The organism is Pleomorphomonas sp. JP5 (assembly GCF_023721815.1).
In the GTDB taxonomy this organism is placed as follows: Bacteria; Pseudomonadota; Alphaproteobacteria; order Rhizobiales; family Pleomorphomonadaceae; genus Pleomorphomonas.
In genome coordinates, this window is record NZ_JAMDLI010000008.1 from 586,951 (window position 1) to 607,136 (window position 20,186).

The following is a 20,186-nucleotide window of genomic DNA, read 5'->3' on the forward strand; positions in this document are numbered from 1 at the left end:
TCGCCCTTGCGCTTGCCCCTCCCCCCACCTATGCTCGCGCCGTCTCAAGGGGGTGTCCGGCTGAGCCGGACTGAGAGGAGCGATCCAACCCCACGAACCTGATCCGGATCATGCCGGCGGAGGGATTGAGGCGGGCGGCCCGGCATGTCCGGCAGCCACACGTCTTCTTGTCCGCGGGCGATCTTCGCGCAAGGAGCTCGCGATGACCACCCTGACGCTTGCCGACGTTCACGCCCTTCATGAGAAGGTGCGCGCCGAACGGCCGCTCGTGCACAACATCACCAACTTCGTGGCGATGAACATCGCTGCCAATGTACTGCTCGCCGCCGGCGCCTCGCCCGCCATGGTCCATTCCATGGACGAGGTGGAGGACTTCGGGCGCATCGCCCGGGCCCTGACGCTGAACATCGGCACGCTGTCGTCCGACTGGATCGCGGGCATGAAGCTCGCGGCCAGCGTCTACAAAGCCGCGGGCAAGCCCGTCGTATTCGATCCCGTCGCCGTGGGCGCAACGCGGCTGCGCAACACCGCCGCCGCCGACCTCGTCGCCATGGGCCCGACGGTTATCCGGGGCAACGCATCGGAAATCATGGCGCTTTCGGGCGTCGCGGGTCTCGCTTCGAAAGGAGTCGACAGCTCGGCCAGTTCCAATGCCGCCCTCGACAGCGCCGTCGCGCTTGCCCAATCCAGCGGCGCGGTCGTCGCGGTCACCGGCGAGATCGACTACGTCACGGATGGCACCCGTACCGTCGCCATCGAAGGCGGCCATGAATTGATGCCGCTCTCGACGGCCCTCGGCTGTTCGTTGACCGGCCTCGTCGGCGCCTTCGTTGCCGTCGCTCCCGCGTTCGAGGGAACGGTGGCTGCGCTTTCCGTCTATGCGGCGGCTGGCGCCATCGCCGGCAAGCGCGTCAAGGGGCCGGGTTTCCTGCCGCAGGAACTGTGCGACTCACTTTACGCACTCGACCTCGCAGGGCTTGAAGCCAACGCGGCCATCCGGGAGGTCTGACGTCACCCCTCTTCGGGCACCAGTCGCTTGGGTGGTGTAAGGGGTTCCGGCACGGGGCGCGTCGTCAGGTTCTCGCGGCCGGCCATGACGCCGCCTTGCACCTGCGCCAGCAACCGTTCGGCATCGAGGCGGCGGATGGTGGCGAGCGCCTCGGCCGTCCGCTCCTCGGCACAGCCAAGCGCCCGCAACCCTTCGGCGCCCATATGCAAGGCGGCGTCGAAAGTCTCGCGCACCTCGATATCGACGCCGGCGCGGATGAGCTCGATCGAATGGACCCGGTCGTAGGATCGGGCGAGCAGGCGCGCCAGCGGGAAGTGAGCCTTGACGAGCTCGACGATGCGGTTGGCCGCCTTGCGATCGTCGACGCAGACCATGATCACCTCCGCCTCGGCGGCGCCGGAATGCTGGAGCGTGTCCAGCCGCGTGCCGTCGCCGTAGAAGATGCGGAAGCCGAACCGTCCCGCTTCGCGGATGCGGTCGGGATCGTTCTCGATCATCGAGACGTCAACGCCACGCGACAACAGCAATTGCGCGGCGATTTGGCCGAAGCGGCCAAAACCGATCAGCAGAACTCTGCCCCGAAGATCGCGCGCCTCCTCGACACCGTCCAGCGACTTTTCCTCCTCGCGCCGGAAGTGGCCGGCAATGACGAGCACCAATGGCGTCAGGGCCATGGACAGGATGATGACCGTCGAGAAAAGAGCGGCATCGCCCGACGGAATGACACCGCCGCTTGCCGCCGCCGTGAAGAGCACGAAGGCGAACTCGCCGCCCTGGGCGAACATCAGCGCGCGGCGAAACGCCGACCGGTGTCTGGAGCCGAAGAGACGCGCCACGGCGTAGATGCCGATCGCCTTGACGACGGCGAAGGCCAGGAGCAGGCCGATCAGCAGCGGCCAACGCTCTGCCACGACGCCAACGTCGAGCGACATGCCGACGGCCAGGAAGAACAGCCCCATCAAGAGGCCCTTGAACGGCTCAACGTCGGCTTCGACCTGATGCCGGTAGCTCGACCCCGACAGCATGACGCCGGCCAGGAAGGTTCCCATGGCCATCGACAGCCCGGCCGCTTCCATCAGCAAGGCGGCGCCAAGGACAACCAGCAAAGCGCCAGCCGTCAGCACCTCGCGTGCCCGGGCGCGCGCGAGAAGGCCGAAGAAGGGATCGATGAGGAAACGTCCGGCCAGCAACAGCGCCGCCACGGCCGCAAGGCCCAGGCCGACTCCGGTCCAGCCGGCGCCACCGTGGTCGCCCGGCGAGAGCCAAGCCACGAGAGCCAGGAGCGGCACGATGGACAGATCCTCGAACAACAGGATCGACACGGCCCGTTGACCGTCCCCGCCGGCCAGTTCGCCCCGCTCTTGCAGCATCGACATGATGACGGCGGTCGACGACAGAACAAACCCGGCTCCGGCGATGAAGGCGGGGATCGGCGAGAGACCAAACGGGAAGATGGCGACGAGTGTCAGCAGACCGGTACAGGCAACGACCTGGGCAAGCCCAAGACCGAAGATCTGTCCGCGCATGGCCCAGAGCTTCTGTGGCCTCAGTTCCAGGCCGATCAGGAACAGGAACATGACCACGCCGAGTTCCGACACGTGCAACATGGCGGCCGGATCGGAGAACAGGCCAAAGGCCGAGGGACCGACCAGTGCGCCGGCGGCGAAGTACCCCAGCACCGAGCCGAGACCGAGCCGGCGGAACAGCGGCACCGCCAGAACGCCGGCCGAAAGAAGGACCACTACCGGACCGATCGTCGACCCGAGACCCGCCGCCGCCATACCGCACCTCGCGTCAGTGTTTTCCCGAGTGTGGTCAGAAACCGTCGCGGCGCGCAAGCCGGCTCAGGCGGAGCGGCTCTTCTTCCACCGTTCGACCGCGACGGCCAGCACCGAATAGGCAAGGCAAAGAGCGAGCTGGACAAAAACCGTCGTTTCGACCGATCGAAGGTCGGCGCCCATCTGGTTGACTCGAACCAGCGCAGGCACGGCCGTCGTCGAGGGAATGACGAAAGCAACCGCACGCAGAAGCCCCGGCATAGCCTCGGCCGGCCAGGAAACGCCGGACAGGAAAAACAATGGCATGCCGAGCACGACAAGGAAGAAGATGACGCCTTCCTTGCTGGGAATCAGTCTTGCGACGGCGAACCCCATAGCGGTGACGGCAGCCAGAAAAGGTACCGCGACCGCGTACATGACGGCAATGTCGCCGATGCGGGGCAACCGGTAGACCCAAGGCAGAAGGACAAGCACCACGCCGGCCCAAAGACTGTAGAGGGCGACGTAGACGATCGCGTCGGCAAAGGTCGATAGCCCACCTGCCGAACGGCGCCCCGCCTTGAGATTGCCGATCCCCATCAGAAGCGTCTGTTGCAGGATCAGCACGAAGACGGCTGGCAGCACGAAGCTCGCATAGCCGCCGGTTGGATTGAACAGGGGTACGGTCGTGACCCGCAAGGGCTCGACGATGGCCATGGCCTGGGTCGTGTCGACACCAGACGCGGTGAGCCGCCCGACCTGCACTTCGGCACCGAGGCTGCGTGCCGCGTTGGATAGCGCCGATGACATCACCGAGTTCAGCAGGAAGTAGCCCCCGTCGGAGAAAACGGCGATGGGCGCGGCGCGGCCGGCGAGAAGGTCGCGTTCGAACTCCGGCGGCACGACGACGATGCCATGAACCTGGCGCTTCAGGAAGAGCGCGCGAGCCGAGGGCATGTCGGCCGTATAACGAGCGACCGCCACGGCATCGGCGGCATCGATGCGCCGGATCAGCTCGCGACTCAACGTCGAGCCATCCTGGTCGATGACTGCGACCGGCATGTCCCGCACCACCTCGGACAGGTAGGGCTGCGGAAAGAAGACCGAGAAGAACAGCGTGGCGCCCAACATGGTCGAGCGGGCGCCCTTATCGTTCCAGATTGCCAGGATCGCCACGGCGATCTCGCGGAAGAAGGCGGCGATCATCGAGCCCCCTCCCCGGCTTGCGTCGGCCGGGGACGACCATGGCGCCAAAGCAGAAGCAGGGTAACGCCGCCGTAAACCAGGGCCAGCGAGGCCAGCCAGACGAAGGCCGGCATGGAAATATCAAGCGGCGCACCACGCAGGATGTTGTCGGTGCGCAGCTCGAGATAGTGCGTCACCGGCAGCAGATCGGCCCAGATGTCCGAGAAGCCATTCATGGACAGGCGCGGGAAGGTTATGCCGGTGAAGCCGAAGGCCGGGCCTGTGATGACGCCGACGGCGGCAAGCGCCGATACCGTGTCGCGGGCGACGAGCGCCGCCGCCGCGCCAAGCATCTGGGAGGCCAGCACGAAGACGACACCGTAGGCGACATGAAACGTGAGGCTGCCTCCGAAGCGCGCCCCCATCGGCCCGAACAGCAGCGCGTCGGCTCCCCAGAGCACCAGGAGATAGGCAAGCGTGTAGGGCGCCAGCTTGCCGGCGGCTGTCCTCGTGAGAGTGCCGCCGAGTCGGAGCGATTTCCCGAGCCCGGCCACCCCCTGTCGATCCCGGGAGAAGGACAAGGCGGCGCTGGCGCCGATGAAGATCTGCAACACCGTCGGCATTACCGCCGCCAGCAGGAACTGGACGTACTCAAGGCTCGGATTGAACAGTGCGCTTTGCCGGATCGGCACGGGCACCACCGCCTGAGTTGCGCTTTCAACGTCGGCGCCACGCGCGACACGCGCCTCGATGGATATGCCAGCCGCTACCGTGCCGAGCGCGCCACCAACCGAGCGGGCAACTAAGCTTCCCGGTGTCATGTACTGGTTGTTATAGAACAGCACCACTTCCGGCCGGCGCCCCGCCAACACGTCGCGCTCTGTGCGGGGCGGGATCAACACCACACCATAGGCTTGCCCTGACAGCAGCCTTTGGCGCCCCTCGCTGAGCGTGCCCTCCTCCTGGGTGACCGCCACCTCGGGTGTCGCATCGATGATGCGCACCATCTGCCGTGACAGCGACGAGCGATCCTGATCGACCACCGTGATCGGCAAGTCGCGCGGCAAACCGAGCTGGAACACCACAGCGAGCAGCACGAACAGCAACAGAGGGAAAGGCGCGAGCATGAACATCAGCCCCGGTCGGGCGCCGATCTGTCGCATCTCGGCGAGGAGAACCCGCCTGAAGCCGGCCGCGAGGTGGGCCCTTCGCTCCATGGTTCAGCGATCCATGAGCCGGGGACCGGACCAGTCGATCAGCCCGCTCATGCCAGGGCGCAGCCCTTCGACGGTTCCCTCCGGCCTTGCCCGCACTTCGAAGGTGCGCAGGTCGAAGTCGCCGGTCGCCTTGGTGGCGCGCCAGTTGGCATAGGACCCCTGGGCGTTGATGACGGTGACGCGGGTTTCGATCTCGCGTCCGCCCAAAGCCGGCACACGCACCTTCAGCATGTCGCCAACGGCAAGGCCGTTCAGCAAGTCTTCCCGCACGTTGAAGGTGAACCAGGCGTTGTCGATGTCGACAATGGACAGAAGCGGGGTACCGGCGCCGAAGAGCTCGCCGATCTCGGCGGTGCGCGCCGTCACCTCGCCCGCGATCGGCGCTGTCACCGTGAGTTCGGCGATGTCCGTCTCGATCTGGGCGACGGCGGCGGCTGCCTGCTCGACCTGCGCCACCGCCACCGCCTTCTGCTCGGGACTGTTGCCCTTGATGGCGAGTTGAAGGTTGGCCTCGGTCGCGGCGCGGGCCTTCAGCGCAGCATTGAGCTTGTTCGAGGCTTCGTCGAGCACCTGTTCGGAGGCAAACGACCGCTCCTGCAACTGACTGACGCGGTCGTAGGTCTTCTTCGCCAGGAGAACGTCGGCTTCAGCTTTCTCCCTCTCGGCACGGCGAGCGTCGATCATTTCCTGCCGTGTCGAGAAAACGAGATTGCGGTTGGAGTTGGCAACCGCCAGCGCTGCCTTCGAGGTATCGAGCCCGGCTCGGAGCGCCGGGCTGTCCAACTCGATGACCAGATCGCCCGCAGCGACCCGACTTCCAATGTCGACCGGTGTCCTGACGACCCGCCCGGCAACGCGGGCGGCAAGGTCAACCCGTGTCGCCTCCACCTCGCCTTGCAGCATCAGCGGTTCGGGATGAGTGACCGCCCAAATGACGGAAAGACCGAGGCCGGCAGCGGCCAAGCCGGCGATAACAAGGGGGCGCCAAGCGGACAACGGATCTCATCCTTGCGTTCCACAGCCGCGATCAGTCGGATTCGGCTTGCGATAATATGGAAAATCATTGTTTTCTTTATTTCCCGACGCCACCCTATGTCAAGCAAGAGGAAACCATCATGGTCGATAGCACTCAGGCCCCGGCGCGCGGTCCCGGCCGGCCGCCTCTCAGAAGCGAAGACGAGACACGCGCCCTGATCATCGCGGCGGCGGCGAAAGCCTTTTTGGAAACGGGTTACGTTCGTACGGGGATCGACACCATCGCACGAGACGCCGGCGTATCCACGCGAACGCTCTACCGACTTTTCACCGCCAAGGAGGATTTGCTGAAGGAAGCAATGGACGCCCGGATCGACGCCGCCACCGACGGCCTGGATGCGGCGCGCCTGGCCCGGCTCGAGCCGCGCGCCAGCCTTGAAGCCCTGCTATCCAGCTATGCCGACCTCGCCTTGTCGGACGAGGCGGTGCGCCTTACGCGCCTCATCGCCGGCGAGCGCCAGGAAGTGCCGGCACTTGCCGAGAGTTACCGTCAGGCCACAGCCCGGATCACCGGCGCGTTCGAGGCCTGGGTCCGCGACCATCAAGAGAGCGGCTTCCTGCGCACCGGCGATGTCGAGACGATAGCGCACCTGTTGCGCGGCACCATCAATGAGGCACAGCGTCAGATCCTGCTGGGCCTAAGAGGCCCGTTCACCGGTACCGAGCGGCAGAACTGGGTGAGAGCGTCGATCGACCTGTTTCTCGACGGATTTGCCGCCTGACCGCTCAGCGAATGCGCAGGCCTGTGTCCGGATCGAACAGCAGAACGCTCGCGGGGTCGAAGCCGATGTCGAGCGTCGCCCCCCGCCAGCCCGGCGGCAGGAAGCGCGCCTCCGCGATCACCTGATCTCCGTCAGGCGCCCTGCCATAGGCATATGTTTGCCCGCCGAGGTTCTCCAGCACGTCGATGGGCAGGGACAGCATGTTGGCTGCCGCCTGGTGAAAATGCTCGGGGCGCACGCCGGCCAGTACCGCCGCGCCGGGTGCAAGGCTCGCTTCGATCGGCAGCGTCATGGTGAGATCGAAAGCCGGAATGCGGACTTCGATACCGGTTTCGGTGCGCCCACCAACGACGGCCTTCAGGAAGTTCATCTTGGGCGATCCGATGAAGCCGGCGACGAACAGGTTGTCAGGGTCGGCGTAGAGATCGATGGGGCGCCCAACCTGTTCGACGCGACCTGACCTCAACACGACGATCTTGTCGGCCAGCGTCATCGCTTCCACCTGGTCGTGGGTCACGTAGATCATCGTTGTCTTCAACTCGCGGTGCAGGCGGGCGATTTCAAGACGCATCTGAACCCGCAGCTCGGCATCCAGGTTGGAAAGCGGTTCGTCGAACAGGAAGACCTTGGGGTTGCGGACGATTGCCCGGCCGATGGCGACGCGCTGGCGCTGGCCGCCCGACAACTGCTTGGGCTTGCGATCGAGCAACTCCTCAAGATGAAGGACACGCGCCGCCTCCCCCACCTTGCGGGCGATCTCGGCCTTGGACGCGCGGTTGATCTTCAGGCCGAAGCCCATGTTCTCGGCCACCGTCATGTGCGGATAGAGCGCGTATGACTGGAACACCATGGCGACGCCGCGCTGCGAGGGAGGCGTCTCGGTCACGTTCTGACCGTCGATCTCGATGCGGCCGGAGGTGGTGTCCTCCAAGCCGGCGATAAGGCGCAACAGCGTCGACTTGCCGCAACCGGAGGGACCGACGAAGACGACGAACTCGCCGCTGTCGATCTCAAGATCGACCGAGTGAATCACCGCGAGCTCGCCAAAGGTTTTGCCCACGCTTTCGAGTTTCAGTCCCGCCACGTTTTCCTCCCGTCAGCTTTTGTAGCACCGGCCGCCCAACGCGACCGGAATCCCTCTTTTTGAGGGTTTTGGCGAGACGGCTCCCACTCCGCCTCCCTCGACTTTGGTGCCAACGCTTTTCGCAATCAGCCCTCTTTACAATTTTGTAAACTGGTCTACACTTTTTTGCAAGTGAAGTCGAGGCAGGTGGGCGGAGGCCTTTGCCCTCGGCGTAAACCGGTCTCCAAATAGCCCGAGCCAAAGGCCGTTGGCGACTGGGACCAGAAGAACAAGAACGACCTTGCCGACGGCTGGCGGTCGGTTCCGGGAGGACAGGACAGATGAACGTGATGGGATCGGGCGACCGCGCCACTGCCGGCGCATCGCGAGCCGCGGTGCGGCATGCATGGACGGCCCGAATGATCCGCCCGCTTTCCGATGCCGGCGTCGGCACCCGGCAGCCGTTCCTGCGCAAGACGTTCGAGGCAAAGGGCGGCGGCCACGCGGTTCTCAGGATCAGCGCTCTCGGGCTCTATCGTGCCTTTATCAATGGAAGGCGGGTCGGTGACGACCAACTCACCCCTGGCTGGACCGCCTACAACGACCGCTTGAGCTATCAGACCTATGATGTCGGCCCGCTACTCGTCGAGGGCCAGAACGTCATCGACATCTGGCTTGGCGACGGCTGGTACCGCTCGCAAATGATGTGGGCGCACGAGCACGCGCTCCTCAACACCTGGGGCGACCGCATCGCCGCCATCGCCGAGATCGAGGCGGGTGGGCAAACGATCCTGGCATCCGATGCGACGTGGTCAAGCGGCCTCAGCCCGGTGATGAAGTCCGGCATCTATTTCGGGGAGACCTACGACGCGCGACTGGAGGACGCTCCCGCCGATCGGGGAGTTGTGCCTCACGAGGATTTCGACCCTCGGGTGCTGGTGGCCCATGAGGTCAACGGGGTGAAGGAACTCGGCGCGCTGAAGCCCATCTCCTCCTCTCGGGACGCCGAAGGACGCACGATCTACGATTTCGGACAGAACGCTGCTGCCTACATCTCCCTCACGGTGAAGGGCGAGGCTGGGGCAACCATCCTCGTCGAGCATTCGGAAATCCTCGACAAGGGCGAGTTCTGCAACACCAATCTGCGCTCGGCTCCGTGCCTCGTCACCTACACCCTGAAGGGCGAAGGCCAGGAGGACTATCGACCGATCTTCACGTTCCAGGGGTTTCGCTTCGCCCGCGTCACCGTGACCGGCAAGGCCGAGATCGTCGACATCGCCTCCGTGCCGATTTCTTCGGCCGTGACGCGCACCGGCTGGTTGACCACCGGGCATCCGCTGGTCAACCGTCTCGTCGAGAATTCCGTCTGGTCGCAGCGCTCCAACTTCGTTGACGTGCCGACCGATTGCCCGCAGCGTGACGAACGCCTCGGCTGGACCGGCGATGCTCAGGTCTTCGCGGCAACCGCCTGCTACCTTCACGACAGCCACGACTTCTTCGTCAAGTGGCTGCGCGATGTCATGGCCGACCAGAGGGAGGACGGTGCGATCGCGCATGTGGTGCCCGACCCGACGCGCGAGCACGAGGATCTCTATCCTGGCTTCTACGGCTCGACCGGTTGGGGCGACGCCATCTCGATCGTGCCGCACGCGCTCTACCGCCATTACGGCGACCTCGACATTCTTCGCGAGACCTTGCCGGCCATGATCCGCTGGAACGACTTCGTCTGGTCGATCAGCAACGGCCCGATCGTTCGGCCGCCACGTCCCTGGGTGGGGCGCGGGTTCACGTTCGGAGACTGGCTGCAACCGAAGGGCCCGAGCGAAAAACCGCTGCCGACCATCGGCGACGACGCAGCCGCGACCATCTATCTCCATATTGCCGCGAAGCTGACCGCGAAGATCGCCGGCCTCGTTGGCGACAAGGCCACCGAAAAACGCCTGTCCGAGCGGGCCGAGACGGTGAAGGCCGCCTTCGCGCACGAGTTCGTCACGCCGTCCGGTCGCCTCGCCTACGACGACCAGACCTCATATGCCCTCGCCTTCCTGCACGACCTCATCCCCGAGGACAAGCGTGCCGCCGCCAAGGAGTACTTCAAGGCGACCATTGACCGCGCGGATGGCCGTATCGGCACCGGCTTCATCGGCACCCCGGCGCTTCTGCCGGCTCTCATCAAGATCGGCGAGCCGGAGCTTGCTGCGGCGGTGTTTCTCCAGGAGGAGGTGCCGGGCTGGCTCTATCAGGTGAAGAACGGCGCCACGACCATCTGGGAGCGCTGGGACGCCATCCAAGCCGATGGATCGGTGTTCGACCCATCGATGAACTCCTACAACCACTATGCATACGGCGCGGTCTGTCAGTGGCTGTTCGAGGACGTGGCGGGGCTCCGACCCGACGAGAACGATCCCGGTTTCCGGCATATTCTGTTCGAACCGACCATCATTCCGGCGCTATCGCCCGTCGCCGTCGCCCATGACTCGACAGCTGGCCGCGTCGAAGCGGGCTGGCGCATCGACGACAACACCATCACCTGGGAGACCACGGTTCCCGAAGGAGCGCGCGGCACGCTGATCGTGCCGGCCGGCGCCCGGAACGTCATTCTTGATGGAGCCCCCATCAGTTCGGGCCCAGAAGAGGGCAAGCAGCGCCTGGCGGTGGGAAGCGGGCGCCACGTCGTCACATTTGTCGTCGCCCCCTGAGGGCGGACTAACTAATCACCGCCTAGGCCGAGAGGACGGCCGGGCGGATGACCAAGGGAGGATAAAATGACCCACGCGATTTCCCGCCGCCTTCTGGTGGCAGCCGCGGCCGGCAGCGCCCTTGCGCTGTCCTTCGCCTCCTCGGCCTTCGCCGAGGTGAAACTGACATTCCTGGTCGACAACGCACCGGCGACCGTCAAGGCGTCGGAAGCGCTGGCCGCCGCCTTCCATGCCAAGAACCCCGACATCACCGTCGAGGTCGAGTCGCGCCCCGGCGGCGGCGAGGGCGACAACATCGTCAAGACGCGCCTTGCCACCGGCGAGATGACCGACGTCTTCATGTACAACACCGGCTCGCTGTTCCACGCGCTCAACCCGCAGCAGAACATGCTCGACCTCACCGATGAGTCCTACCAGTCGGACATCATGGACACCTTCAAGTCGGTGGTCAGCGAAAACGGCAAGATCTACGGCGCGCCCTTCCGGACCACCATGGGCGGTGGCGTACTCTACAACAAGAAAATCTACGCCGAGCTTGGCCTCAAAGTGCCCAAGACATGGGCCGAGTTCATGCAGAACAACGCTGTCATCAAGGAGAAGACCAAGGCGGCGCCGGTGATCCAGACGTTCAAGGATACCTGGACCTCGCAACTTTTCTTCCTGGGCGATTTCTACAACGTGCTGCAGGCGGCACCGACCTTCCCGGACGACTTTACGGCCAACAAGGCGAAGTTCGCCACGACGCCGGCAGCCATGAAGGGCTTCGAGCATCAGGCGGAAGTGTTCAAAGCCGGCTTCCTCAACGAGGACTTCGGGTCGGCGAGCTACGACGACGGCCTGCGCATGGTTTCGACGGGCGAAGGCGCCCACTATCCGATGCTGACCTTCGCCATCGGTAACCTGTTCGAGAACTACAAGGACAATCTCGACGACGTCGGCTTCTTCGCCTTGCCCGGTGACGATGCCGCCAACAACGGGCTGACCGTTTGGGTCGGCGAAGGCGTCTACGGCTACGCCCAGACCGAGCACCCTGACGAGGCCAAGAAGTTCATGGCCTTCGTCGCCAGCAAGGATGGCTGCGACGTTCAGACCGAAGCGATCGGCGCTCTCGGTCCCTACATGACCAAGTCTTGCACGCTGCCGGAGGATGTACCTTCGCCCACCAAGGATCTCGTCTCCTACTTTGCCGAGGGCGGCAAGAACGCGCCGGCGCTTGAGTTCCTGTCCCCGGTCAAGGGGCCGGCGCTTGAACAGATCACTGTCGAGATCGGCTCCGGCATTCGGTCTCCGATCGATGGCGCCAAGCTCTACGACGAGGACGTGCGCAAGCAGGCGCTTCAGCTCGACCTGCCCGGCTGGGAATGATGCCAGATTCATTTGCTGGAGCAGCCGCTTTTCGATCAGGTGACTCAACCTGATCGGCGGGTGCTCTAGACTTGACCTCGCGAAAGCCCCGAAAGGTCCTGCGACTTTTCGGACGGATGATCCAAGGCAGTTCCAGCAAAAGGGAAAACCAGTCTTGCGCCGGAACTGCGCTGGCATCGAGATAGAACTTCTCCTCCAGAGAAGCGGCCCCGCGTTCGCGCGAGGCCGCGTACGACCGGATGAACCCCGCTGGAGTGCCCCATGACAACTCAGAACAAGAAAGGCACCCGCCGTGCATTCGCGGCGGTCTACCCGAGCTGGTTCTACCTGCCGGCAGCCATCATTTTCGGCATCCTCTTCCTGTTCCCGACCTTCGCCTCGCTGTTCTTCAGCCTGACGCGTTGGACACTGTTCAAGTACTCCTTCATAGGGCTGGACAACTTCCGCCAGTTCTTCAGCGAGCCATTTCTGGTCTGGGGCCTGATCAACACGCTGATCTATGCCGTCGTCACCTCCGGATCTAAGGTCGTGCTCGGTATGCTCCTCGGCATCCTGCTGACCTCAAACGTGATGATGCGAGGCCTGCTGCGCGCCATCGTGTTCTTTCCGGTCCTGGTCTCGACCATCGGCGTCGGCATCACCTTCACCATGCTGATGCATCCGACCAACGGCCTCATCAACGACGTCATCGCCGTCTTTGGCATCAAGGGACCGGCTTGGCTGACCGACCCTCGGTTTGCCCTTCTCTCCGTCGCCTTCGTAGACGTCTGGAAGGGCGTCGGGCTGGCGACGGTCATCTACATCGCCGGCATCGTGTCCATCCCGGCAGAGTATTACGAGGCCGCCAAGATGGATGGCGCCAATGCGCTGCAACGCTTCTGGAATGTGACGTTGCCGCTCGCCCGCCCGGCTACCGTGACCGTGATCATTCTTAGCCTGATCGGCGGCCTCAGGTCGTTCGACCTGATCTGGGCGATGACCAAGGGTGGGCCCGGCTTCACCACAGACGTCGTCGCTTCGGTGATCTACAAGCAGTATCAGTCCGGGTTCTATGGACTATCCACTGCCGGCAACGTGGTGCTGTTCGTGCTGGTCGCGGCCATCGTGGTGCCTCTGTCCTTTGTCCTCAATCGCCGGGAGGTCGAGGCATGACCGCCAAGAAGCTGAGATATTACGCAACGGGCATTCTATCGCTCGCCATCGCCTGTATCGTCTTCGTCGTGCCGTTCCTGTTCATTATCGTCAACGCATTGAAAGACAAGCCGGAGGCGGCACGCCTGCACTTCTCGTGGCCGACCGAGACCCACATGTGGGCCAACCTGATCGCCGTGATTGAGGCGCGCGACTACATGCTGATCACGGCCTTCGTCAACTCGATCATCCTGACGGTTGTCGCGGTGACCGGTCTTGTCGTTTTTGGCGCCATGGTCGGCTTCGTGCTGCAGCGACGCCCGTCGCGCTGGAGCGGTCTCATCAACTTCATGGTGCTGGCCGGTCTGATCATGCCGCCGGCCGTGGTGCCAACCATCTGGCTACTGCAATGGCTCGGCCTGTTCAAAACGCTGTCCGGGCTGATCCTGATCGAGATCGCCTACAGCCTATCCTTCTCGGTTCTTCTCTTCCGCGCTTTCATCGCGACCATACCGCGTGAGCTCGACGAGGCGGCAATTCTCGAGGGGGCGGGACCGTTCACGCTGTTCTTCCGCGTCGTCCTGCCGTTGTTGAAGCCGGTGGCGGTCACGGTGATCGTCGTGCAATCCGTGGCCATCTTCAACGACTTCACCAACCCGCTCTATTACCTGCCGGGCTCCAAGAACGCGACCGTGCAGCTGACGCTGTTCAACTACCAGAGCATGTTCAACACCTCATACAATCTTCTCTTCATGAACATCCTGATCATCACCATACCGCCGCTGATCATGTTCCTGTTCTTCAACCGTCAGATCGTGGAGGGCATGACGGCGGGCGCGGTGAAAGGATGACATGACCGTTGCCGACAAACCGAGGTGCATATAGAGGAAGCTAGGGAAAACCGGCGAAAACGGGCGGGGAATCATGAAGCGTGCGACGATCAAGGAGGTGGCGGAGGCGGCTGGCGTGTCGCGCGCTGCCGTCTCCAAAGTGCTGCGCAACGCTTACGGCCTGTCCGACGACATGCGAACGCGCGTCGAGGCGGCGATGGCCGCTCTCAACTACCGTCCCCAGACGGCGGCGCGCGGCCTCAGAGGGCGAACCTATACGCTCGGCATCGTCTTGCCGGACCTACGCAATCCGTTCTTCCCGGATATCCTCGATGGCGTCATCTCGACGCTCAGGAGCACCAACTACGAGCCGCTGATCGGCTTCCGTCCATCGGCGGAAGCCACCGAGAGGCACGCCATAGAGACCATGCTCGATCGCAAGATCGATGGGTTCCTGATGGTCGCCCCGCTGCTCGAGGAATCCTATCTGACCACCGTCGCCACCTCGGTACCGACGGTGATGATCGGACGTCACGACCGCGACTGCGGCTACGACACCGTCAACAATGACGATCGTGACGGCGCTCGCCTCGCTGTCGAGCACCTGATATCGCTTGGCCATCGCAGCATCGCCTATTTCGGCCTTGAGCCAGCATCCGCCGCTCCGAACAACTCGACGGCTCTGCGTCTGGTGGGCTATCGAGAGACCATGATGGCCCATGGCCTCACCGAAGGGATTTCGGTCTTCGACGGCAGCCACTTTCTCGGTGAGCGCAACGACGAGGAAGTGGCTCATCGTATCCTGAAGAGCGAGAGGCACCCGACGGCCGTGTTCTGCTGGACAGACACGGTAGCGTTCACATTGATGGCCGAGGCGTTGAAGCTCGGCATCCGAATACCGGAAGACCTCTCGGTGGTCGGGTACGACAACGCGCGTATCGCCGCGCTGCCGCAGATCTCGTTGACCTCGATCGATCAGTCCGGACACATGTTGGGAAGCGAGGCGATGAAGCTGTTGATCGAGCGGATCGAGGGACGGCGAACGGATCGACACATCATTCTGCCGCCCCGCCTCGATGCAAAGGGATCGACTGCGCAGGCTCCGGCGCAAACCTGATGCTCAGGCGAGGAAGAACACCTCGCGCAGATCGGCCGACTTCGGGCTATTGTCAGGATTGGACGGCATTATGTCGGCCATGAACTTCCACCACTTCTGACAGACCTCGGTCGATGCGACGGCGTCCCAGCGCTCCTCGGACTCGATTTCGACAGTGGCGAACAGCATCGACGTCTTCGGCTCGAGATAGATGGCGTAGTTGTGCGCCCCGTGCGCCTTGAGCACCTCCGCCAGCTCGGGCCAGATCTCGTCGTGGCGGCGCTTGTACTCAGCGTGGGCATCCGGATTGACCCACATGACGAAGGCTTTTCTGATCATGACGCTCCTCCCTGTCGGCGCTATGTCGGCCTCGGAAGATTATATTCAATCCGATCCGATCGAGCCCAGTGGGGACTTTACGCAAATCCAATCATTTTCGGTCTTGATTTGAACTTTTGTACAATGTGAAGAAGCTCTCTTTTGGCTCCTTGAACTTTTGTCGATACGCAGTTGTACACCAGATTTCCCGACAAATCTCGAATTATCTTGTCTTATCAAGGCAAAAGCCCCGAGCCAGACAGATTGATCGAGACAGAGCGGCCGGCATAGCACCAACACCGCCATATGATCGCACTTGATCGATTATGATGAAATATGATTGATAGCATCAGTGCCCGAAAGCAGGCACTGGCAGCGGAGCCAATGGGAGGAAACCGCCGGTCATGTCCGAACAATCGCCGATCACCAAAGCCTACGAACTGGCCCGCGAGCATTTCTCTCGCGACGGCATCGACACCGAGGCCGTTCTTTCCAAGCTCGACACCGTTCCCGTCTCGATGCACTGCTGGCAGGGCGACGACGTCAAGGGCTTCGAGAATCCCGATGGCGAGCTCACCGGTGGCATCCAGGTTTCCGGCAACTATCCCGGCCGGGCGCGCAATGCCGACCAGCTCCGCGCCGATCTCGACAAGGCGATGTCGCTGATTCCCGGCGCCAAGCGGCTCAACCTGCACGCCCTCTATCTTGAGGCCGACCGCAAGGTGGAGCGCGACGCCATCGAGCCCAAGCACTTTCAGCGCTGGGTCGACTGGGCGAAGGAGCGTGGCCTTGGCCTCGACTTCAACCCCTCTTGCTTCTCCCACCCCAAGAGCGCTGACAATCGTACGCTCAGCCATCCCGACGCCGGCATTCGGCAGTTCTGGATCGATCACTGCAAGGCCAGCCGCAAGGTGTCCGAGCATTTCGGCCGATCGCTCGGCACCGCCTCGGTGATGAACATCTGGATCCCCGACGGTTCGAAGGACTACCCCTTCGATCGCTACGGACCGCGCGAAACGCTAAAAGCCGCCCTCGATGAAGTGATCGCCGAGAAGATCTCGACGGAGTTCCACTACGACGCCGTCGAGAGCAAACTGTTCGGCATCGGCGCCGAGGCCTACACCGTCGGTTCCAACGAGTTCTACATGGGCTACGCGGCAACACGCGGCACCATGCTGTGCCTCGACGCTGGTCACTTCCATCCGACCGAGGTGGTCTCCGACAAGCTGTCCGCCGTCTTCCAGTTCGTCGACCGCGTGCTGCTGCACGTGTCGCGGCCGATGCGCTGGGACAGCGACCACGTCGTGCTGTTCGACGACGAGTTGCAGGCCATCGCCAACGAACTGGTACGCGGCAACATGCTCGACCGCACGGCCATCGGCCTCGACTACTTCGACGCGTCGATCAACCGCATAGCGGCCTGGGTCGTCGGCATGCGCAACATGCGCAAGGCGCTGCTCAAGGCCATGCTCGAGCCGGCGACCAAGCTCAAGGCCGCCGAAGCCTCCGGGGATTACGCGCTTCGCATGGCGCTGTTCGAAGAACACAAGACGAGCCCCTGGGGCGCCGTCTGGGATCATTACTGCGAAAGCCGGAACGTGCCGGTCGGCGCCGCCTGGTTCGACGTCGTCAAGAGCTACGAGCGCGACGTGCTCGCCAAGCGGGAGTCCTGAGCCATTATGACTGCGAATATGATCGACGCTTGGTTCGTCAAGGCGATGGTGAAGGCCACGACGGATTGCTGGGAGAAAGGCTGGGATGAGCGCAACGGGGGCAATATCAGCCTTCGGCTCACCGACGACGACCTGGCGCCCTATCTCGCCGACATTCGCGAACCGCGCCATCTGCCGATGACGGAACCTCTGCCGGCAATCGCAGGGCAGAGCTACATCGTCACCGGCACGGGCAAGTTCTTCCGCAATGTTCAGCTCGACCCCGAGAACAACCTCGGCGTGGTGCGCGTAGGCGCCGACGGCAGCTACCTCGAGGTGCTGTGGGGCTATCGCGACGGGGGTGGACCGACGTCGGAGTACTCGAGCCACTTCAAAGGCCATATCGCCCGGCAGACGGTTACCAACGGCGGCGATCGCGTCGTACTGCATTGCCATGCCACCAACCTGATCTCACTGACCTACGTGCTCGACTGGAGCGACGCCAACGTGACGCGCGCCCTGTGGGAAGGTTCAACCGAGTGCCTGGTGGTGTTTCCCGACGGCGTCGGCACCATGCCCTGGCTGGTGCCCGGCACCGACCAGATGGGCGACGCGACGGCCAGGCTTCTCGCCAAGCGTCCGCTCGTGCTCTGGCCGTTCCATGGTGTGTTCGGCGTCGGCCCGACGCTCGATGACGCTTTCGGTCTGGTCGACACTGCGGAGAAAGCCGCCGAAATCCAAGTGAAGGTGCTGTCGATGGGAGGCCCGCGCCAGACCATGACGACGCAGGATCTGATCGATCTCGCCTCTCGCTTCAAAGTCGTTCCGCAACCGGAAGCGATGGCGCTCGACGGCTGGAAGCTCGCGCCCGCCAAGGTCATCTGACCAACTCTCGCCGGCGCTTGCCCCTGCGGCGTCGGCGAGCCATCGTCCCTGGCCCACACTCCGGAGCCGAGACAGACCCATGCACGAACGCGAACGCCACCGCATCATCCTCTCAGCCGTCCAGGAGCGCCCCATCCTGACGGTCCAGGACATCGTCGAGCTGACCGACGCCTCGGAAGCAACGATCCGTCGCGACATCAGCGCGCTGGCGCTCCAAAACCGCTTGAAGAAAGTGCGCGGCGGCGCCGAGGCGCTGCACCCGCCGCAGATCGGCGTTCTGGCCGCTCGGTCGTTCCGGGCCGACGAAACGGTCAACTCGGCGCAAAAGCGAGCCATCGCCCGCGAGGCGGTGAAGCTCTGCCACGATGGTGAAGCGATCACCATCAACGGCGGCACCACGACATTTCCCATGGTGCACTACCTCGCGCAGATGCGCTTGCAGGTGATGACCAACTCGTTCCCCATCGCCGAGCACCTGATCAAGCATTCCAAATGCACGGTGATGTTGCCGGCCGGCGCGGTCTACCGCGAGCAGAACATCATCCTGTCGCCGTTCGACAGCGATGGAACCGGCCACTTCTATGCCCGCCGCTTCTTCATGGGCGCCCGCGGCGTGTCGCCGCTCGGCATCATGGAATCGGACTCGCTGATCATCCAGTCCGAACAGCGCCTGATGCGCCAGGCCGACGAGCTGATCGTTCTGGTCGACAGTTCCAAGTTCAAGACACGGTCCAGCCTGATCCTCTGCCCGCTCGAACGGGTGAGCACGATCATCACGGACGACGGAATCGACGAGCGCGACCGGCGGATGGTGGAAGCTGCCGGCATCGGACTGATCGTCGCATCCACGGACCGAAAAGAAGACACCCAGCAATCCCCGACCGTCGCCTGACTGAGGAAAGAGGCGGAGGTCGATGGAAGGTCGAAACGGGAGGAGACCCAGATGACCCTGTTCAAGAAACTGATCGTTACCACGGCTGCCGCCATTGCCCTCATGGCCGGTCCGGCCAGTGCCGAGAGCGTCAAGATCGCCCTCGTGGTCAAGACGCTCGGCAACGGCTTCTTCGACGCCGCCCACAAGGGCGCCCAGGAAGCGGCCAAGGAGCTCGGCGACGTCGAGATCATCTACACCGGCCCGACCACCTCGACCGCCGAGGCGCAGATCGACGTCGTCAACTCGCTGATCGCCCAGAAAGTCGACGCCATCGCCATTTCGGCCAATGACAAGGACGCCCTGGTGCCGGCCCTCAAGAAGGCCATGCAGCGTGGCATCACCGTCATTTCCTGGGACTCGGGCGTTGCTCCGGAAGGCCGCCTGATGCACCTCAACCCGTCGTCCAACCCGCTGATCGGCAACATGTGCGTGAAGCTGGCCTCCGACGGTCTCGGCTCTGAGAAGGGCGACGTCGCCATCCTCTCGGCCGCCTCGACGGCGACCAACCAGAACATCTGGATCGAGGAGATGAAGAAGGTTCTGCCGAACTACGCGAACGTCAACCTCGTCGATACGGTCTACGGCGACGACCTCGCCGACAAGTCCTATCGCGAAACGCAGGGCCTGGTCGCCAAGTATCCCAACCTCAAGGCCATCATCGCGCCGACGTCGGTTGGCATCGTCGCCGCCGCCCAGGCGATTGAGGACGCCGGCCTTGTCGGCAAGGTGAACGTCACCGGTCTGGGGCTGCCGTCGGAAATGGCCGGCCACGTCAAGGCGGGCTCGTCCAAGGCCTTCGCCATCTGGAACCCGATCGACCTCGGCTATTCGGCGACCTACATCGCCTACGAGCTGAAGACCGGCAAGGCCGAAGCCAAGCCGGACGCCGAGATCGCCATCGGTCGCATGGGAACGATCAAGCTCGACGCCAACAACGAAGCAGCCATGGCCGACCCGTTCGTCTATGACGCCGGCAACGTCGAGGAGTTCGCCAAGATCTTCTGATCTGGTGCGCCTATCCGAGCCCGGCATTCGCCGGGTTCGGAACCGATACGCCAACAAGCTCCTCACCCTGTTCCTCCCCCACAAGGCGGAGGGGACGCGGTCGTCGCCGATCGGGCATCTCTCCCACGGCTTCCTTCGTCCAACCCGGCGCGCCTCCCTCCAGCGCAGTCGGCGGATCGCGCAGGGTCCCCTCCCCTTGTGGGGAAGGAACAGGGCGAGGGCAGTTCCGCCGATCCGATCCCATCCGGTCGTCCCGGAATGATCGTCATCGCGACGACAGCGA

The 20,186-nt window shown here is 63.7% G+C and carries 17 protein-coding genes and 1 riboswitch; of the genes, 11 read left to right on the forward strand and 6 right to left on the reverse strand.

Annotated elements, in window-relative coordinates; all coding sequences use genetic code 11:
- The first annotated feature begins 38 nt into the window (after nucleotides 1-38).
- Nucleotides 39-142, forward strand: a riboswitch (TPP riboswitch).
- Between the two features lie 60 nt (nucleotides 143-202).
- Nucleotides 203-1,009 carry a hydroxyethylthiazole kinase gene (gene thiM, locus M4J40_RS14050; RefSeq protein WP_251754760.1) on the forward strand — a complete coding sequence of 269 codons (807 nt, stop codon included), beginning with the start codon at nucleotides 203-205 and terminating at the stop codon, nucleotides 1,007-1,009.
- Nucleotides 1,010-1,011: 2 nt separating this feature from the next.
- Here the strand turns inward: thiM and M4J40_RS14055 are convergent, their stop codons facing one another.
- The 4 genes from M4J40_RS14055 to M4J40_RS14070 form a co-directional block, all read right to left on the reverse strand.
- Complete coding sequence (locus M4J40_RS14055) at nucleotides 1,012-2,790, reverse strand: cation:proton antiporter (protein WP_251754761.1); 1,779 nt, start codon at nucleotides 2,788-2,790, stop codon at nucleotides 1,012-1,014.
- A 63-nt stretch (nucleotides 2,791-2,853) separates the two neighbouring features.
- On the reverse strand, nucleotides 2,854-3,972 hold the full coding sequence (locus M4J40_RS14060; protein ID WP_251754763.1) for an ABC transporter permease: 1,119 nt from the start codon (nucleotides 3,970-3,972) through the stop codon (nucleotides 2,854-2,856).
- The gene (locus tag M4J40_RS14065; RefSeq protein WP_251754764.1) at nucleotides 3,969-5,168 is read right to left on the reverse strand and encodes an ABC transporter permease; all 1,200 of its coding nucleotides are present in this window, start codon (nucleotides 5,166-5,168) and stop codon (nucleotides 3,969-3,971) included. The genes M4J40_RS14060 and M4J40_RS14065 overlap by 4 nt, the downstream gene beginning before the upstream one ends.
- Before the next feature lie 3 nt (nucleotides 5,169-5,171).
- A complete protein-coding gene (locus tag M4J40_RS14070) occupies nucleotides 5,172-6,164 on the reverse strand; it encodes an HlyD family secretion protein (protein WP_251754765.1) in 993 nt (330 codons plus the stop codon).
- A gap of 119 nt (nucleotides 6,165-6,283) precedes the next feature.
- On the opposite strand from M4J40_RS14070, the gene M4J40_RS14075 reads away from it, so the two are divergent.
- Nucleotides 6,284-6,925 carry a TetR/AcrR family transcriptional regulator gene (locus M4J40_RS14075; RefSeq protein WP_251754767.1) on the forward strand — a complete coding sequence of 214 codons (642 nt, stop codon included), beginning with the start codon at nucleotides 6,284-6,286 and terminating at the stop codon, nucleotides 6,923-6,925.
- A gap of 4 nt (nucleotides 6,926-6,929) precedes the next feature.
- Here M4J40_RS14075 and M4J40_RS14080 read toward each other — a convergent pair whose 3' ends face one another.
- Nucleotides 6,930-8,009, reverse strand: a complete 1,080-nt coding sequence (locus M4J40_RS14080; RefSeq protein ID WP_251754769.1) for an ABC transporter ATP-binding protein — start codon at nucleotides 8,007-8,009, stop codon at nucleotides 6,930-6,932.
- A gap of 329 nt (nucleotides 8,010-8,338) precedes the next feature.
- Here M4J40_RS14080 and M4J40_RS14085 point away from each other — a divergent pair, with 329 nt between their 5' ends.
- From M4J40_RS14085 to M4J40_RS14105, 5 genes are all read left to right on the forward strand, one after another.
- On the forward strand, nucleotides 8,339-10,687 hold the full coding sequence (locus tag M4J40_RS14085) for an alpha-L-rhamnosidase (protein ID WP_251755606.1): 2,349 nt from the start codon (nucleotides 8,339-8,341) through the stop codon (nucleotides 10,685-10,687).
- Nucleotides 10,688-10,753: 66 nt separating this feature from the next.
- A complete protein-coding gene (locus M4J40_RS14090) occupies nucleotides 10,754-12,052 on the forward strand; it encodes an ABC transporter substrate-binding protein (RefSeq protein ID WP_251754771.1) in 1,299 nt (432 codons plus the stop codon).
- Between the two features lie 261 nt (nucleotides 12,053-12,313).
- Nucleotides 12,314-13,204 carry a carbohydrate ABC transporter permease gene (locus M4J40_RS14095; protein ID WP_251754773.1) on the forward strand — a complete coding sequence of 297 codons (891 nt, stop codon included), beginning with the start codon at nucleotides 12,314-12,316 and terminating at the stop codon, nucleotides 13,202-13,204.
- Entirely contained in the window at nucleotides 13,201-14,034 is an 834-nt protein-coding gene (locus tag M4J40_RS14100; RefSeq protein ID WP_251754774.1) for a carbohydrate ABC transporter permease, read from the forward strand. Before M4J40_RS14095 ends, M4J40_RS14100 begins: the two co-directional genes overlap by 4 nt.
- A 73-nt stretch (nucleotides 14,035-14,107) precedes the next feature.
- Complete coding sequence (locus tag M4J40_RS14105; protein ID WP_251754775.1) at nucleotides 14,108-15,130, forward strand: LacI family DNA-binding transcriptional regulator; 1,023 nt, start codon at nucleotides 14,108-14,110, stop codon at nucleotides 15,128-15,130.
- Between the two features lie 3 nt (nucleotides 15,131-15,133).
- Here the strand turns inward: M4J40_RS14105 and rhaM are convergent, their stop codons facing one another.
- Nucleotides 15,134-15,448, reverse strand: a complete 315-nt coding sequence (gene rhaM, locus M4J40_RS14110) for an L-rhamnose mutarotase (RefSeq protein ID WP_251754778.1) — start codon at nucleotides 15,446-15,448, stop codon at nucleotides 15,134-15,136.
- A gap of 383 nt (nucleotides 15,449-15,831) precedes the next feature.
- On the opposite strand from rhaM, the gene M4J40_RS14115 reads away from it, so the two are divergent.
- The 4 genes from M4J40_RS14115 (at nucleotide 15,832) to rhaS (ending at nucleotide 19,903) form a co-directional block, all read left to right on the forward strand.
- The gene (locus tag M4J40_RS14115; protein ID WP_251754780.1) at nucleotides 15,832-17,100 is read left to right on the forward strand and encodes an L-rhamnose isomerase; all 1,269 of its coding nucleotides are present in this window, start codon (nucleotides 15,832-15,834) and stop codon (nucleotides 17,098-17,100) included.
- Between the two features lie 6 nt (nucleotides 17,101-17,106).
- The gene (gene rhaD / locus M4J40_RS14120) at nucleotides 17,107-17,964 is read left to right on the forward strand and encodes a rhamnulose-1-phosphate aldolase (RefSeq protein ID WP_251754781.1); all 858 of its coding nucleotides are present in this window, start codon (nucleotides 17,107-17,109) and stop codon (nucleotides 17,962-17,964) included.
- A 79-nt stretch (nucleotides 17,965-18,043) separates the two neighbouring features.
- Complete coding sequence (locus tag M4J40_RS14125; RefSeq protein WP_251754783.1) at nucleotides 18,044-18,856, forward strand: DeoR/GlpR family DNA-binding transcription regulator; 813 nt, start codon at nucleotides 18,044-18,046, stop codon at nucleotides 18,854-18,856.
- Nucleotides 18,857-18,907: 51 nt separating this feature from the next.
- Nucleotides 18,908-19,903, forward strand: a complete 996-nt coding sequence (gene rhaS, locus M4J40_RS14130) for a rhamnose ABC transporter substrate-binding protein (protein ID WP_251754784.1) — start codon at nucleotides 18,908-18,910, stop codon at nucleotides 19,901-19,903.
- The last annotated feature ends 283 nt before the right edge of the window (nucleotides 19,904-20,186 follow it).

Coding starts and splice junctions, on each gene's coding strand:
- thiM (WP_251754760.1), top strand. CDS start 203: ATGACCACCCTGACGCTTGCCGACGTTCACGCCCTTCATGAGAAGGTG.
- M4J40_RS14055 (WP_251754761.1), bottom strand. CDS start 2,790: ATGGCGGCGGCGGGTCTCGGGTCGACGATCGGTCCGGTAGTGGTCCTT.
- M4J40_RS14060 (WP_251754763.1), bottom strand. CDS start 3,972: ATGATCGCCGCCTTCTTCCGCGAGATCGCCGTGGCGATCCTGGCAATC.
- M4J40_RS14065 (WP_251754764.1), bottom strand. CDS start 5,168: ATGGAGCGAAGGGCCCACCTCGCGGCCGGCTTCAGGCGGGTTCTCCTC.
- M4J40_RS14075 (WP_251754767.1), top strand. CDS start 6,284: ATGGTCGATAGCACTCAGGCCCCGGCGCGCGGTCCCGGCCGGCCGCCT.
- M4J40_RS14085 (WP_251755606.1), top strand. CDS start 8,339: ATGGGATCGGGCGACCGCGCCACTGCCGGCGCATCGCGAGCCGCGGTG.
- M4J40_RS14090 (WP_251754771.1), top strand. CDS start 10,754: ATGACCCACGCGATTTCCCGCCGCCTTCTGGTGGCAGCCGCGGCCGGC.
- M4J40_RS14095 (WP_251754773.1), top strand. CDS start 12,314: ATGACAACTCAGAACAAGAAAGGCACCCGCCGTGCATTCGCGGCGGTC.
- M4J40_RS14100 (WP_251754774.1), top strand. CDS start 13,201: ATGACCGCCAAGAAGCTGAGATATTACGCAACGGGCATTCTATCGCTC.
- M4J40_RS14105 (WP_251754775.1), top strand. CDS start 14,108: ATGAAGCGTGCGACGATCAAGGAGGTGGCGGAGGCGGCTGGCGTGTCG.
- rhaM (WP_251754778.1), bottom strand. CDS start 15,448: ATGATCAGAAAAGCCTTCGTCATGTGGGTCAATCCGGATGCCCACGCT.
- M4J40_RS14115 (WP_251754780.1), top strand. CDS start 15,832: ATGTCCGAACAATCGCCGATCACCAAAGCCTACGAACTGGCCCGCGAG.
- rhaD (WP_251754781.1), top strand. CDS start 17,107: ATGACTGCGAATATGATCGACGCTTGGTTCGTCAAGGCGATGGTGAAG.
- M4J40_RS14125 (WP_251754783.1), top strand. CDS start 18,044: ATGCACGAACGCGAACGCCACCGCATCATCCTCTCAGCCGTCCAGGAG.
- rhaS (WP_251754784.1), top strand. CDS start 18,908: ATGACCCTGTTCAAGAAACTGATCGTTACCACGGCTGCCGCCATTGCC.